This is a genomic window from Streptomyces sp. NPDC048191 (genome assembly GCF_040652655.1).
Taxonomy (GTDB): Bacteria; Actinomycetota; Actinomycetes; order Streptomycetales; family Streptomycetaceae; genus Streptomyces.
This window is the reverse complement of the sequence record NZ_JBEZMO010000013.1, coordinates 23233-37337: the sequence shown is the minus strand read 5'-3', so window position 1 is coordinate 37337 and position 14105 is coordinate 23233. Positions and strand designations below refer to the sequence as shown.

The following is a 14105-nucleotide window of genomic DNA, read 5'->3' as shown; positions in this document are numbered from 1 at the left end:
CGGCCGGATCAGCGGTCGAGCCACTTCACCTCGTACGGCCGCATGTCGAACCGTTTGCCGTCCACCTGCGCGCTGATCGTCCGGTTCTGCGTGTTGACCACGAGGACGGTCCTGGCACTGGCCAGGACCCGGACGTTGGGCACGTCGTCCGCCGCGACGGACACGGTCCGGTACGCCGTACCCGGCGGGAACGCCTTGGCGAACCGGGACACCAGGTCGTACATCGGCAGGGCCCTGCCGCCGTCGGCGCCGTCGGTGGGCGTCCACAGACAGCCGGCGCAGCCGGTGCCCGTCTTCTCCTCCGGGTTCCAGTAGAAGCCGGAGTCGGCGCCGCCCTTGACCATGGCGATCATCCCGGTGGCCTGCACGGCCACGCGGTGCGGCTCGGACCAGCCCTTGCGGTCGTCGTTGCCGTCGCCGGGCTCCACGTAGTACTCGGCCCACCACAGCGGCAGGTCGTGGGTCTGCCGCCGTACCCACTCGCTGACCGCCGTGAGCTTGTCGGTGGCCGCGAACTCGTTGGGCAGCAGGTCGTCGTCGCGGGTGTAGCTGGAGCCGTCGACCACGGTGAAGTCGGCGCCGGCCTTGTGCGTGTTCCAGTACGTGAAGGCGTCGAGCACCCGCTGGTCCATGGCGCCCCACGGCCCCTTCAGCGTGCCGGAGGCGTCCTGGTCGCGTGGGTCGACGCTGTCCATCACCAGGTAGGGGCCGCCGACCATGATGTCCGTGTCGACCTTCTTCAGCGCCCGGTAGACGAGGTTGTACAGCTTCGTGTAACCCTCGTAGTCCCAGCGGGACTTGGCGTCGTTCCAGAAGCCCTTGAACTCGTTCCAGACGACGAAGTGCCGCACGTCCGGGTAACGCCGGGCCACGGTGGCGGCCAGGTCGGCGAAGTCCTGGTAGTGGCCGGGGGTGGGCGCCGTCTCCAGGGCGGCCTGGCTCCAGTTCGTGTTGTCGACGCCGGCCTTGCCGCCCTTCATCCAGTCCGGGGAGCAGCACAGGGTGATGACCGGGGTGCCGCCGGAGGCGCGCATGAAGTCGACGCGGCGGTCGAGGGCGCCGAAGTCGTAGTGCCCCTCGACCGGTTCGGGGTTGTCCGCGCCCCAGCCCATGATGTGCTGGTTCTGCGCCAGCCCGCGGTTGCCCGTGAGCAGCTGCTCCACCCGTGCGGTGGCCCCGGCGGCTCCCTCGTCGGCGCTGTACTGGGTGTGCGTGAAGCCCCAGCCGACGTACGGTTCCGGCTTCGCGCTCGGGCTCGCGGGGGTGCCGTGCACCTTGTCGCCGTCGCGTGTGGTGCCGGTGGTGCCGGGGCCGCCGGACAACGTGCCGAACAGGGTCACCGCCAGGGCCAGCGCGGCCGCGCCCACACCGAGCAGAGCGGTGAGCCGCCACCGCCGAGTATCCGAATCCCACCCATGACGTCCCATCGAGGACAACAGTAACGGCGGAACCGATGGCTCGGGCAGGTCTTGGAAAGACGCGGGAGACACGGCCCGCGTCCGACGAACGACCCTCCACCGGAGCGAAATGCCGTGCGCGGAGCGCACCGGTGCCGGATCATGGCCGCATGTCTGCGAACCCACACGACGCTCTGCCGATCCGGCTCCACGTCGACGACTCCGACTCGCCGTCCGACGTCGTCGACGCGCTGTTCCTCGGCCGCTTCGCGACGGGCGAGCAGCCGTACTCGCACGCGGCCAACATCGACCGCGTCCGCTCCGGCGCGACCCTGCTGCCGGAGGGCGCCCGCGTGCTCAGGGTCGCGCGTGACGACGACCGCAGCGCCACCCTCGCCGAGGGCGACGGCTGGACCCTGCTGGTCTCCCGCTGGAACCGCGGCGCGGACGTCACGGTGACGGCGACCAGCGCCGAGCTGGCGAAGTCGGTCCTCGACCGGGCCACCGACGGCGCGGCCGACGAACCGGAGCCGCAGCCGGAGAACGTGACCATGGGCTTCTGGTACGTCTCCCCGCGGCGCGGCCCGCACCGCACCACCCGCCAGATCTCCGCGGGCACCTGGGACGAGGTCCGGGCCAACTACACGGCACCGGTGGCGGAGGCGATGGACCGCCTGATGAAGACGACCCCGGAGGACATCGCCGGCCGGCTGCTCCTGCTGCACGGCCCGCCCGGCACCGGCAAGACCTCCGCCCTGCGCACCCTGGCCCGCTCCTGGCGCGACTGGTGCCAGGTCGACTGCGTCCTGGACCCGGAGCGGCTCTTCTCCGACGTCGGCTATCTGATGGACATCGCGATCGGCGAGGAGGACGGCGCGGGCAAGGGCCGCTGGCGGCTTCTGCTGCTGGAGGACTGCGACGAGCTGATCCGCGGCGAGGCCAAGCACACGGCGGGCCAGGCCCTGTCCCGGCTGCTGAACCTCACCGACGGCCTGCTCGGCCAGGGCCGCAACGTCCTGGTCGGCGTCACCACCAACGAGGACCTGGAGCGCCTGCACCCCGCCGTGGTCCGCCCCGGCCGCTGTCTGGCCCGTATCGAAGTGGGCCCGCTGACCCGCCGCGAGGCGGTGAACTGGCTCGGCACCGAGGAGGGCGTCGGCCGTGAGGGAGCCACCCTGGCCGAGCTGTACGCCCTGCGCCGGGGCACGACGCCGACCTCGGTGCCGGGGGCGCGGGACGGCGCGGACGCGGGCCTGTACCTGTAGTGCTTTGATGGTGCTGTGACCTTGTTCGTCGGCACCTCGGGGTGGCAGTACAAGGACTGGCGGGACCTCGTCTATCCGGCCGGGGTCCCGGCGCGGCTGTGGCTGGAGGAGTACACGCGCCTGTTCGCGACGGTGGAGATCAACAACGCGTTCTACCGTCTCCCCTCCCGGGAGAACTTCGAGGCGTGGCGGGAGCGGGTCCCGGAGGACTTCGTGGTCGCGGTCAAGGCCAGCCGCTATCTCACCCACATCAAGCGTCTGAAGGAGCCGGAGGAACCGGTCCACCGCCTGATGAGCCACGCGGCGGGCCTCGGCGACCGGCTGGGCCCGGTCCTGCTCCAGCTTCCCCCGACCCTGCGCGCGGACCCGGCGCTGCTGGACGCCTGTCTGGCCTGCTTCCCGTCCGGCACGCGGGTCGCGGTGGAACCCCGCCACGACTCCTGGTGGACGCCCGAGGTGCGCGAGGTCCTCGCGGCCCGGGGCGCCAGCCTGTGCTGGGCGGACGTCCAGGCCCGACCGGTCACCCCGCTGTGGCGCACCACCGACTGGGGCTACGTCCGCTTCCACCAGGGCCGCGCGCGGCCCTGGCCCCACTACGGCCGCCGCTCCCTGGAGACCTGGGTGGACCGCATCGCGACGACGTGGCGGCAGCGGGAGGACGTGTACGCGTACTTCAACAACGATCCGGGGGGTGCGGCGGTGCGGGACGCGGTGACGTTCGGAAGAGCGGCGGGACGGGCGGGGTTGCCGGTGACCCGGATCCCGGAGCCCGCGCAACGCCGGTAGTCGCCGGGCCCCTACTCCCCGTAAGCCGCCCGCAGCGCATCCCGCACCGCGGCCAGCGCCTGGGACTCCCCCAGTCCCAACCGCCGCACCCGCTCCACGTACGCCTGTGCGGCCAGGGAAGCCTCACGTTCCGCGGCCGAGCCGGCGGCAGCGACGAACGTTCCGTTGCGCCCCCGCGTCTCGATCACCCCGTCGCTCTCCAGCGCCCGGTAGGCCTTGGCGACCGTGTTCACCGCGAGGCCGAGGGCCTCGGCCAGCCCCCGCACGGTCGGCAGCCGGTATCCCACCGGCAGTGCCCCGGACCGGGCCTGCTCGGAAATCTGCGCTCGCACCTGCTCGTACGGGGGCGCGCTGTCGTCGATGCGGATCTTCAGGCTCACGGGCCGATTGTCCCGCACCCGCCGGAAAATGAGAGGCATCCCCGGCACGCCTGCGCCTACCGTGCCTGCCCATGACAGTGATCGTGCGCGACCTGCGCCCCGATGACCGATCCGATGTCGCGGCCTTCGTCCGGGTACGGCATCTCGCCCTGCCCTACATCCTGTGGACCCCGGACGCCGTCCTCCACCACCTGACCCGCACCCCGCCCGAGGCCGCGTTCAGGTCCCTGGTCGCGGAGGAGGACGGCGAGGTGATCGGCACCGCCCAGGTGTCGCTCGTCCACGACAGCCCGGAACCGGGCCAGGGAATGCTCAACATCTACGTGCACCCGGAGCGGACGCGGCGCGGCGCGGGCGGGCTGCTGGTCCGTGCGGCCGAGGAGCACCTGGCCGCGCACGGGGCGAGGAAGCTGTTCGCCTGGCTCCTGGACGAGCCGGCCAACCGGGCCTTCGCCGAACGGCGCGGCTACGGCGTCGGACGCTCCGCCCACTTCCTGCGTCTGGACCTGGGCCGGGCCGCTCTGCCGCCGCTGCCGTCTTCCCCGGCCGGCGTCGAAGTGCGCACGGCCGCCGACTTCTCGGCCGACCCCCGCCCGTTGTTCGAGCTGGACGCGGAGACGATGGCGGACGAACCGAGCGATGTGGACTCCGAGTTCACCGACTACGAGGCCTGGATCGAGGAGACCTGGAAGCACCCGCTGCTCAACCGGGAGCTGACCACCGTCGTGATGGCCGACGGGCGGCCCGCCGCCTTCAGCGTGGCCTACACCGACGGCGGTTCCCGGTACACCACGGCCATGACCGGTACCGCGCGCGCGTACCGCGGCCGGGGCCTGGCCAAGCTCGCCAAGGTCCACGCTCTGCACCGCGCCCGCGCCGCCGGCTGCGCGGAGGCGCTGACGGGCAACGACACCGGCAACGGCCCGATGCTCGCGATCAACAAGTGGCTCGGGTACGAGATCTGCGCGACGGAGGTGCGCTATGTCCGAGAACTCGGCTGACAGGCCGACCCGGTTGGAGGTCGTCCTGGTCAAGGCGGGCCGGACGAAGATCCGTTATCCGGCGGAGCTGCTCCAGGACGACGGCACCCGCCTCGCCGTACGCGCCCCCTGGGCGGGCGCCGGCGTGCGTGACTTCGGCTTCGTTCGCTTCGAGCCCGGCGATCTCTTCACCGAGTACTACTGGCGGAACCGCTGGTACTCGGTGAAGGAGGTCCGCGCGGCGGACGGCACCGTGAAGGGCTGGTACTGCGACATCACCCGCCCGGCGGTCCGCACCGGCGGCGAACTGGTCGTGGAGGACCTCGACCTGGACCTGTGGCGCTCCGCCGACGGCACGGACGTACGGCGTCTGGACGAGGACGAGTTCGCCGGGAGCGGGCTGACGGAGTCGGACCCCGAGGCCGCGTCCGCCGCCGTGGCGGCCCTCGACGAACTGGAGGCGCTGGCCCGCACCGGCGGCTTCGCACGGTTGCTGACCTGACACGCTCGGCGCCCCCTGCCCGACCGGGCTCCCGCTCACACCGTCGCCACCACCGCGTACCGCTCGTCCTCCACCACCTTCCCCCACAACAGGGAGTCGTCGGACAGTCGCTCCACGCGCACGTCCGCGCTCAGCGGCGCGAGCAGCCCGGCGAGCCGGGCGGCGGGGACGCCCACGGGGTGCACGGTGCCCCAGACGCCCTCGACCAGCACGAAACGGCCTGACGGCCGCAGCAGGTCCCGCCAGCGCCGCAGCGCCCGGCCCGGTTCCGGCAGCGCCCAGAGCACATGCCGCACGAGGACCACGTCGAAGCGCTGCTCCCCCACCGGCGGGGCCGCCGCATCCCCGAGCAGGACCACCGCGTCCCGCCCGGCGAGCTTGGCGCGGGCCCGTCCGACCATCTCCGGGGACGAGTCGACGCCCGTCACCCGGTGTCCCCGCTCGGCCGCGAGGAGCGACAGGCTGCCGGTGCCGCAGCCGAGGTCGAGGACGTCGGCGGGGTGGCCGGGCAGCCAGTCGCGGAGCCGGCCTGCCCAGGCGGCGCGGACCTCCGGGTCGCGCAGGCCGTGGTCCGGCTCGTCGTCGAAGGCCGTGGCCTCGGCGTCCCAGTCCACTTCCGGGGCCCCCGCCGCAACCGTGTCGTGGTTCACGTTCGTCATGTCCCAAGAGTGACACCCGCCACTGACAACCCGGCTCCGATGAGGAACTCTCCCCAAAAGCGTCTATCTCCGTGACAACACGGAAACTCGGTAGGCGCTGAAGGAGGCAGCCATGCGCCGCGTAAACGTGCACAAGCCCCTGAAGAAGACGGACAGCCGCCGGATCCGCGAAGAGGCGGAGGAGCGCCCCACAGGGCGCCCCGAAGTGCGCAAGGACATCGCGCGCACCTGGTGGCCCGACGGTTGAACCGCCGGGGCCTTCAGTCCAGCAGCTTGCGGTAGTGAATCCGGTCGTAGGGCCCGTCGACGCGGCGTTCCACGACCTCGTACCCGTACTTCGGATAGATCTTCTGGTTCTCCCACATCAACGCGTTCGTGTAGAGCCGGATCTCGCCGAGGCCGAGCTCACGCGCGCGTGCGTCGACGAACCGCAGCAACCGCCGCCCGACGCCCCTGCCATGGGCATCGGGGTGCACGGCGACGCTGTCCAGGAAGAGATGCCCGGCGAACGCCTCGACCACGACCAGCCCGTCGACGGGCTCCCCGGTGACGAACACCCTGCCCGCGGCCACGTTCGCGGCGTGGTCCGCCTCCATGGGCTGCGGCACCACACCGATCCGCTCGATGTAGGGGCGGTAGGCCGCGTCCGTCACGGCCTGGACGGCCGGCACGTCACCGGCGACGGCCGGCCGGACGCGCTCCGGGTTCACGCCGCTCATGACCGGTCGTCCGAGCCCGTGGCCGACGGCGGTACCTCGACGACGAAGAACAGGAAGCAGGCCTTGGTCGAAAGGTCGTGGAAGCCGTCGGGGAACAACTCACGGGCGGCCGAGTCGGGCTGCGGCTCGCTGATGGCCGAAAGACGGAAGCCGGCGGTGGTGAAGGCGTCGACCATCGCCTGCAACGACCTGCGCCAGAACCTCATCGGGAAGGAGCGCCCGTCGAAGGTCCAGTCGAAGGAGTAGCTGGTGGTCGCGAAATAGTCGGGCCGGGGATCCTCGATCGTGTAGGCCACGAAAGGGTGGTCCACGGACGCGATCAGCCGGCCGCCGGGCCTGAGCACCCGCCGCATCTCGGCCAGCGTCGGCCCCCAGTCCTCCAGGTAGTGCAGGACCAGCGACGCGACCACGTCGTCGAACACGCCGTCGCCGAACGGCAGGCGCTCGCCCAGGTCGGCCAGGTGCAGGGCCACGTCGTCACCGAGCCGTCGCCTGGCCAGCGCCAGCATCGCGGGGCTGGCGTCGATGCCGGTGACCACGGCACCGCGGTCGCGCAGCGCGGCGGACAGGGGTCCCGAGCCGCAGCCGGCGTCCAGGATCCGGCGGCCGGCGACGTCTCCGGCGAGGGCCACCATCGCGGGCCGCGCGTAGTACGCGTTCACGAGGTTGTCCTCGTTCTCCACCGAGTACGCCTCGGCGAAGCTGTCGTAGTCGTTCGCCCGGGCCGGATCCGCGGACTGGGCGAAGGCCTCGGGCACGTCGGTCACGCGTTCCATCGTCGCAGCCTAGCCAGTCCCCGGGGATCTTGTCCTGCTCGCCGGCTCGACCGATCAAGTACCCTGAAGGTACGGCTGGTTGAGAGGGGGCTCAATGGTGCCGGAAGCGATCACGGCGCTGGCGGGTACGGGCGCCGGGGCACTTGTGTCGGCCATGGCCTCGGATGCGTGGCAGACGGGCCGCGACGGTGCGGTCCGGCTGTTCCGGCGCAGGGCGGACGCGCAGCGGGCGTTGCTGGAAGGGCAGTTGGACCACCACGCGACGCTGGTCGAGCGGGCGGACGATCCCGACGGGGCCAGGCAACTGATCGTAGGTCAGTGGCAGTTGGAGCTCGTCCAGCTGCTGACCGAGCATCCGGATGCCGAGCCGGAGCTCCGCCGCCTCGTCGAGGAGGTGCAGAGCGAGCTCCCCCGCGGCGGGAAGAACTGGGTGATGACCAACATCGCCCGTGATCACGGAACGGCGTACGGGGTGATGGGCGGCAACGTCATTCACTACCACCAGGGAATGCCCCCGGAACCTCCCACCGGTGAGGACCCGCGGCCGTGAGACCGGGTGCGGATGACGCGGCCTGGAATGCCCTGCAGGAGATCAGGGTCGAGTCCGGATACGCCTATGGCACGATCGGCGCCGACATCCACGTCTTCGGTGACGGTACGCCCGTGTACCGCCTCTTCGAGCATCAGCCGGTCACCACCGTGGACACCGAGTGGCTGCGGGCCCAGCCCTCCCGCATGCTCGATTCACGCGCCGCGGTGGTCGACTTCACGGGACGCGACGAAGAGTTACGGGCACTGACCGCGTGGCGTGACACCGGGCCACGTCTCGCCGTCCGCTGGCTGCACGGCGAAGGCGGACAGGGCAAGACCCGGCTCGCCCTCCAACTGGCCTCCGATGCCGGCGCCAGGGGCTGGAAGGTCGTGGACGCGGTCCACGGCACCGACACCCACCCCCCTGCGGACCTCGAGCAGGACCTGCGTCCGGACGGACACGCGGGGGTGCTCGTCCTCGTCGACTACGCGGACCGCTGGCCCGTCTCCCATCTGAGCTGGCTGTTCCACAACCAGCTGCTGCGGAAGGACGTTCCCGCCCGTGTCCTGCTCCTGGCCCGGTCGGTCGACCAGTGGCCGGCGGTCCGCGGGAGGCTGAACCGGCTGAGGACGAACGCCGACTCCTCCGACCAGTACCTGGCTCCGGTCCCGGAGGCCGGAGAACAGCGCGAGCATCTGTTCCGCGTCGCACGTGACAGCTTCGCCCGGCATTACCCGCAGATCACCGGGCCGAAGAGGATCAGTCCCCCGGACGCGCTGAACGACGCGGAGTTCGGGCTGACCCTGGCCGTGCTGACGGCCGCCCTCGTGGCCGTGGACGCCGCGGCCCACGGCCGGCGCGCCCCGGCCGGGATGACCGGACTCACCGCCTACCTGCTCGACCGCGAGTACGAGAACTGGGAGCAGCTCTACGAGACTTCCGGGGCGGGGTCCGGCTACCGCACGCCTCCGGCGGTGATGGCCCGCATGGTGTTCCTGGCCGGCCTCATCGGCCTGAGCCACCGAAGCCATGTGGAACGGCTGCTCTCCGTGGTGAGCGACGAGATCCCGCCCGAGGTGCTCCTCGCCGACCACTCCGTCTGTTACCCGGCCACGGAACTGTTCCGGGAAGGGGTGCTCCAGCCTCTGCTTCCGGACCGCCTCGCCGAGGACTTCCTGGCATTCACCTTGCCCGGCAGCCCCGTCACCGCCTATCCCACGGACCGTTGGGCCGCCGCCGTCTGCACCACCTTCCTGCAGCCCCTCCCCGACGCCCTCCCGCGGCACTGGATCATGCGTGCGGTCACCTTCCTCGCCGCCGCGGCCGCCCGATGGCCGCATGTCGGCACCGGTTACCTCTATCCGATGCTCGCAGCGCACCCCGAGGTCGCCACTCACGCGGGCAGCACCGCTCTTCTGCAGCTGGCTTCCGTGGAGGACGTGGACCTGGACATGCTGACCGCGGTCGACGACACGATCGAGGACCTCAGCGGAGAGCTGGCACGGCTCGACCTGGCCACCGGGGCCGTGGCCACGTGTGATCGGGTCACCCCCCGGCGGCTGGAGGCCACCTCCGCCCCGGACGAGCGGATGCGGCTGCTGAACCGGCTGGGGCTGCGGATGCTGCACGCCGGGCGGCCGTTCGACGCGGTCAAGCCGCTGGGAGACGCGGTGGACCTCGGGCGGCAGAGCATGGCGGAGGCCGACCCTTCCGTCCTTCCCCTCCAGGTCAAAGCCCTGATCCGGCTGAGCCGGGCGCTGACGGACACCGGGGGCCTGCTCGTGATGGCGTTCGCCCTGTGCGTCGAGGCCAGTCAGGTCGCGCGGGCGCTTGTCGACGACGGCTCGGACAGGCAACTGCTCCTCCTCGCGGAATGCCTCTCGACCGCCAGCGACAACGCCCATGCCCTGGGGCGGGGTGAGACGGCACTGGAATTCATCGACGAGGCCGTCTCCATCTACGAGTACCTCCGGGAGACCTCGCACGACTCCGTCCTGCCGCAGCTCGCTTCGGCACTGAGCGCGCAGGGCAGGCGGCTGCGTGCACTGGGCCGGATCCAGGAGTCGGCGCGTCCGACCTTCGATGCGGCCGAGATCCGCAACAAGCTCACCGACGCCGACTTTCCGACCCACTTCGCCGACAACCTTCGCTCCGTCATCGAGGTCGGCATCTGTACGGGTGAGATGGGCCTGACGGACCGAGCTCTCGGTTTCTTCGAGATGGCAACCGATCACCTGCGGCGGTTGATTGCGGTCCACCCGGCTCTCCTTCCCGATCTGGCCGACGGACTGGAGTGGACCGGACGGCAACTCGCCGAGGCGGGACGGACGGACGAAGCGCTCGCCGTCACCGAGGAGGCGGTGGCCATCCGGCGGAAGGAGTGGGACGCCGACTCGGCCAACGCGAAAGCGCTGGCGAACTCGCTGCATCTGCTCGCACTCCGGCTCGACGCGTGCGGACGCACGGACGAGGCGGCCGATGCCGCTGGGCGGGCGTTCCAGCTCCGCTGGGCCTTGGCGAACAGCTCACCGGAGGTGGACGTCTTCGGCGCCATCGCCCTCGACCTGGGCCTACGGGGGCGCCTCCTGCGACGACTGGGCCGGCTGGACGAGGCGGAGAGCGACCTCAAGAACGCTCGCGAGTCCATGCGGCACTTGACGGCCCAGCACATGACTCCGCGGTTGCCGGAACGCCTTGCCGGCGTTCTCGACGAGTTGGCCGGTGTGCTTCACGAACTCGGCCGGGCCCACGAAGCACGGGACGTCGCCGCGGAGGCCGCGACGATGCGGCGGCGTACCCCGCCGGCGCCCTCGCCACGCCGTCGACGGGTGTACTCGCGGGCGAGGGCGTTCCAGCGGCCGGACGAAGCAGGGACCGAGGAGTTGGCGACCCGTCTCACCCTGGAAGCCGCGGTCCTCGTGCACCGCCCGTTGGCGGAGAAGGAGCCGGAGCGCTATCTGCCCCCACTCGCCGTAGCCCTGCACAACCTCGGACGACATCAGCTCCGCGACGGCGGGAGACCGGACGATGCCGTCGCATCGCTCCAGGAGTCATGCGCCGTCTTCCGGGAGCTCGCCAGGAACAACGTCTTCTTCGTGCCACAACTGGCCCTCACCTTGAACAATCTCGGGTCCGCCCTGTACCGACTGGACCGCAGGCGGGATGCTCTTGTCCCGTTCGAGGAAGCCGCCGGCCACTACCGGGCCCTCGCCCGCACGGACGCCTCCTATGGGGAGCTCCTGGTATCGGCGTTGAACAAGGTGGGCCTGGTGCTGCACGAGCTGGGCAGGCCCGAGAAGGCGAGGGAGGTCTTCTCGCAGGCGGTGACGATCCGCGACGCGGGCTCTGCCGGGGGCTCTTCCTGAGCCCCCGGTTAGTCCGGCCTTAACGGCACCATAAGGATCTCCTCCACCCGCCTCCAGCAGGCGATTCCGCGGTTTCTTGGGGCTAGCTTCGGATCACCCCCCACGGGTTCCCGCCCCGCCGAAGGGCCGTCTGCCGAGGAGTTCCGCATGCCCGCTCGCGTCCGCCGTACGGCCGCCGTCGTCGCCGTACTCGGTCTGCCGGCCGCCCTGACCGCGCTCGCCGCCGCCCCGGCGTCGGCGCACGGCTCGATGGGTGATCCGGTCAGCCGGGTCTCGCAGTGCTACGCGGAGGGGCCGGAGAGCCCGAAGTCGGCCGCGTGCAGGGCGGCGGTGGCGGCCGGGGGCACGCAGGCGCTGTACGACTGGAACGGCATCCGGATCGGCGACGCCGCCGGGCAGCACCGGAAGCTGATCCCGGACGGCAAGCTGTGCAGCGCGAACAACGAGGAGTTCAAGGGCCTGGACCTGGCCCGCGCCGACTGGCCGGCGACGAGCGTGCACGGCGGCTCGTACACCTTCAGGTACCGGGTGACGGCCCAGCACAAGGGCACCTTCAAGGTCTATCTCACCAAGCCGGGTTACGACCCCGCCAAGCCGCTGGCCTGGTCCGAGCTGGATCTGGAGCATCCGGTGGCGACGGCCACCGATCCGGTGGCCTCGGGCGGCTTCTACGCCTTCTCCGGCACGCTTCCCGAGCGGTCCGGCCGGCAGTTGCTGTACGCGATCTGGCAGCGCTCGGACAGCCCGGAGGCCTTCTACTCCTGCTCGGACGTGGACTTCGGCGGCGCCGGTGTGGGAAGCGCGGGCGCGAGCCCCGCTCCGGCCGCCTCCGCGCCCTCCGACCGGCAGGTCGCGGTCGGTGCCGACAAGTCGACGATGCGGCACCACGGTCACGGCGGTGACGGAACACCCGCCCCCGCGCGGCAGCCCGCCGGAGCGCCCGGCACGCCCCCCGCGCCCAACGCGCCGAAGGCGGCCGGTACGTCGGAGAACCTCGCGGAGACCGGCGCCTCCACCGGCACCACGTACGTCGCCCTCGGCGGTGCGGCGGCGCTGGCGCTCGGTTCGGCCGCGCTGTTCCTGTCGGTGCGGCGGCGGGCGACGGGTGGCGCCCACCGCCGGTGAGGGTTCCGGGGCCTGTCCGGCGGCTCAGGCCGGACGGGCCCCGGCGGCACGTCAGCTGAAGGCGGACGCGCAGGTGGTGTCGGTGGCGTGGGCCGGGTCGAGCGCGTTGGCCACCTCGTGGAAGGCGATGCGGTCGAACAGGCCGATGGCGACGTGCTCGGAGAGGTCGAGCGGGCACAGGTCCTGGAGCAGGACGTTGTGGACGTCGGAGCCGCTCAGGTACTGGCTCCGCCACGGCGTGGCGACCTCGTCGTACTTGGTGGCGATGACCGTGTAGTGCACTCCGGGGTCGGTGTCGCCGCCCGCGTTGAGCTTGGTGAGGAAGTCGGAGCCGGGCAGCTGGTCGGCGAGGCCGGGGGTGGTGGCCTTGATCAGGCCAGCGGCGCCGGGGAAGTACGGCAGCAGGTTGGTCAGGCCGCTCAGGGTGGCGCCGTGGTTGTCGGGGGCCAGGCCGACGAGGGCGTTCACCTTGGCGTCTCCGCCGAGGAACCTCAGGTAGTAGCGGGGCATCATGCCGCCCTGGGAGTGCCCGACGAGGTCGGCCTTGGCGGCTCCGGTCGCGGCGAGCACCTTGTCCACGAAGGCCGACAGCTGTTCGGCCGACTTGTCGATGGGACCGAGGCCGTAGAAGAGGGGGACGCCCGGCAGTTGGCCGTAGTCGAGGGAGTAGACGCAGTAGCCGCGGTCCTTCAGGTACGGGGCGAGGGAGAGCCAGTTGTCGACCGAGTTGCCCAGGGTGCCGTGCACCAGGACGACCGGGCGGGGATGGGCGGCGGAGGGCTTGCAGGAGTAGTCGTTCCAGCCTCCCCCGCTCTCGGCTTCGCTCGAGCGGGGGGACGCCGAGCTCGGAGCGGCGTCGGTGGCGTGCGCGGTGGCGGCGGGAACGGTGGCGACGGCGGCGGTGAGGAGCAGCGCGGCGAGGGGTCTGAGCGCTCGCTTCCAGGGCAGCATCGTGTGATCTCCTTGCGGCTCAAGGGAGGTGGGGGCCTTACCCTGTGATCCGGATCACGAGGATGCTGTTCACTCGTCAAGTTACGGGCGAGTAGCACACGTGTGAAGTTACGCGTCAGTAAAAACTTCCAGTGATAACCAGAGCGTCACCGAACGCTGACGGAACATCACCAGGCAGGCCGGATCGGACCATAGGGAGCGATCCGCGCCAAACGCTCGCCCAACACGCGCACTTCACCCTCGCCCAGCAGTTCGGCCCATCCCCCCACGACCTCGGCCGCCGCCGCCTCCGCCGCCCGGGTGCAGGCCCGGCCGCGGTCGGTCAGCACGACCAGCCGGGCCCGCGCGTCCTGCGGATGCGGCCGCCGCTCGCCGTACCCCTTGCGTACGATCTCGTCGACGAGCTGACTCGCGGCCTGCTTGGTCACCCCGAGGTGCGCCGCGAGCTCGGTGACGGTGGCACCGTCCGGAGCGAGTCGCGCGAAGGCGAAGCCGTGCGCCGGCCGCAGATCGGTGAACCCGCGCGCCACCACCCCGTCGTGGATGCGTTGCGTGAGGTCGCCCGCGACGGCGAGCAGGGCGGCGGACAGGGCCATGGCTTCGGAGTTCTGCACGGGGGCATTGAAACACCCTTGACGGATTGGTCAAGCAGCTTGACCATATAGACA

General features: G+C 71.4%; 15 protein-coding genes. 8 read left to right on the top strand and 7 right to left on the bottom strand.

Going from position 1 to position 14105, the window contains the following annotated elements; genetic code table 11:
- Nucleotides 1–8: 8 nt before the first annotated feature.
- Entirely contained in the window at nucleotides 9–1427 is a 1419-nt protein-coding gene (locus tag AB0D93_RS21605; protein WP_362121593.1) for a xylan 1,4-beta-xylosidase, read from the bottom strand.
- A gap of 140 nt (nucleotides 1428–1567) precedes the next feature.
- Here AB0D93_RS21605 and AB0D93_RS21600 point away from each other — a divergent pair, with 140 nt between their 5' ends.
- Nucleotides 1568–2662 (top strand): DUF5925 domain-containing protein, encoded by a 1095-nt coding sequence (locus tag AB0D93_RS21600; RefSeq protein WP_362121591.1) that lies wholly within the window; start codon nucleotides 1568–1570, stop codon nucleotides 2660–2662.
- 15 nt (nucleotides 2663–2677) lie between these two features.
- Nucleotides 2678–3448, top strand: coding sequence for a DUF72 domain-containing protein (locus AB0D93_RS21595; RefSeq protein WP_362121589.1), 771 nt, complete (start codon nucleotides 2678–2680; stop codon nucleotides 3446–3448).
- An 11-nt stretch (nucleotides 3449–3459) separates the two neighbouring features.
- On the opposite strand, the gene AB0D93_RS21590 is transcribed toward AB0D93_RS21595, so the two are convergent.
- Complete coding sequence (locus tag AB0D93_RS21590; RefSeq protein ID WP_362121587.1) at nucleotides 3460–3828, bottom strand: GntR family transcriptional regulator; 369 nt, start codon at nucleotides 3826–3828, stop codon at nucleotides 3460–3462.
- Between the two features lie 71 nt (nucleotides 3829–3899).
- Here AB0D93_RS21590 and AB0D93_RS21585 point away from each other — a divergent pair, with 71 nt between their 5' ends.
- Together AB0D93_RS21585 and AB0D93_RS21580 are read left to right on the top strand one after the other, a co-directional pair.
- A complete protein-coding gene (locus tag AB0D93_RS21585; protein WP_362121585.1) occupies nucleotides 3900–4829 on the top strand; it encodes a GNAT family N-acetyltransferase in 930 nt (309 codons plus the stop codon).
- Nucleotides 4810–5310 carry a DUF402 domain-containing protein gene (locus AB0D93_RS21580; protein ID WP_362121583.1) on the top strand — a complete coding sequence of 167 codons (501 nt, stop codon included), beginning with the start codon at nucleotides 4810–4812 and terminating at the stop codon, nucleotides 5308–5310. Before AB0D93_RS21585 ends, AB0D93_RS21580 begins: the two co-directional genes overlap by 20 nt.
- Nucleotides 5311–5345: 35 nt before the next feature.
- Here AB0D93_RS21580 and AB0D93_RS21575 read toward each other — a convergent pair whose 3' ends face one another.
- Nucleotides 5346–5969, bottom strand: coding sequence for a class I SAM-dependent methyltransferase (locus AB0D93_RS21575; protein WP_362121581.1), 624 nt, complete (start codon nucleotides 5967–5969; stop codon nucleotides 5346–5348).
- Nucleotides 5970–6081: 112 nt separating this feature from the next.
- Here AB0D93_RS21575 and AB0D93_RS21570 point away from each other — a divergent pair, with 112 nt between their 5' ends.
- On the top strand, nucleotides 6082–6216 hold the full coding sequence (locus tag AB0D93_RS21570; RefSeq protein WP_362121579.1) for a hypothetical protein: 135 nt from the start codon (nucleotides 6082–6084) through the stop codon (nucleotides 6214–6216).
- A gap of 13 nt (nucleotides 6217–6229) precedes the next feature.
- On the opposite strand, the gene AB0D93_RS21565 is transcribed toward AB0D93_RS21570, so the two are convergent.
- Nucleotides 6230–6688: a GNAT family N-acetyltransferase gene (locus tag AB0D93_RS21565; protein WP_362121577.1), complete on the bottom strand. Its 459-nt coding sequence runs from the start codon at nucleotides 6686–6688 to the stop codon at nucleotides 6230–6232.
- Nucleotides 6685–7464, bottom strand: a complete 780-nt coding sequence (locus AB0D93_RS21560) for a class I SAM-dependent methyltransferase (RefSeq protein WP_362121575.1) — start codon at nucleotides 7462–7464, stop codon at nucleotides 6685–6687. The genes AB0D93_RS21565 and AB0D93_RS21560 overlap by 4 nt, the downstream gene beginning before the upstream one ends.
- A gap of 94 nt (nucleotides 7465–7558) precedes the next feature.
- Here AB0D93_RS21560 and AB0D93_RS21555 point away from each other — a divergent pair, with 94 nt between their 5' ends.
- The 3 genes from AB0D93_RS21555 to AB0D93_RS21545 all read left to right on the top strand — a co-directional run bounded on the left by AB0D93_RS21555 (nucleotide 7559) and on the right by AB0D93_RS21545 (nucleotide 12486).
- The gene (locus AB0D93_RS21555; protein ID WP_362121573.1) at nucleotides 7559–8014 is read left to right on the top strand and encodes a hypothetical protein; all 456 of its coding nucleotides are present in this window, start codon (nucleotides 7559–7561) and stop codon (nucleotides 8012–8014) included.
- Nucleotides 8011–11361, top strand: a complete 3351-nt coding sequence (locus AB0D93_RS21550; RefSeq protein WP_362121571.1) for a tetratricopeptide repeat protein — start codon at nucleotides 8011–8013, stop codon at nucleotides 11359–11361. Before AB0D93_RS21555 ends, AB0D93_RS21550 begins: the two co-directional genes overlap by 4 nt.
- Before the next feature lie 147 nt (nucleotides 11362–11508).
- A complete protein-coding gene (locus AB0D93_RS21545) occupies nucleotides 11509–12486 on the top strand; it encodes a lytic polysaccharide monooxygenase (protein ID WP_362121569.1) in 978 nt (325 codons plus the stop codon).
- Between the two features lie 51 nt (nucleotides 12487–12537).
- Here AB0D93_RS21545 and AB0D93_RS21540 read toward each other — a convergent pair whose 3' ends face one another.
- Together AB0D93_RS21540 and AB0D93_RS21535 are read right to left on the bottom strand one after the other, a co-directional pair.
- Nucleotides 12538–13437 (bottom strand): alpha/beta fold hydrolase, encoded by a 900-nt coding sequence (locus tag AB0D93_RS21540; protein WP_362121567.1) that lies wholly within the window; start codon nucleotides 13435–13437, stop codon nucleotides 12538–12540.
- Between the two features lie 167 nt (nucleotides 13438–13604).
- A complete protein-coding gene (locus AB0D93_RS21535; RefSeq protein ID WP_362121565.1) occupies nucleotides 13605–14051 on the bottom strand; it encodes a MarR family winged helix-turn-helix transcriptional regulator in 447 nt (148 codons plus the stop codon).
- Nucleotides 14052–14105: the final 54 nt, after the last annotated feature.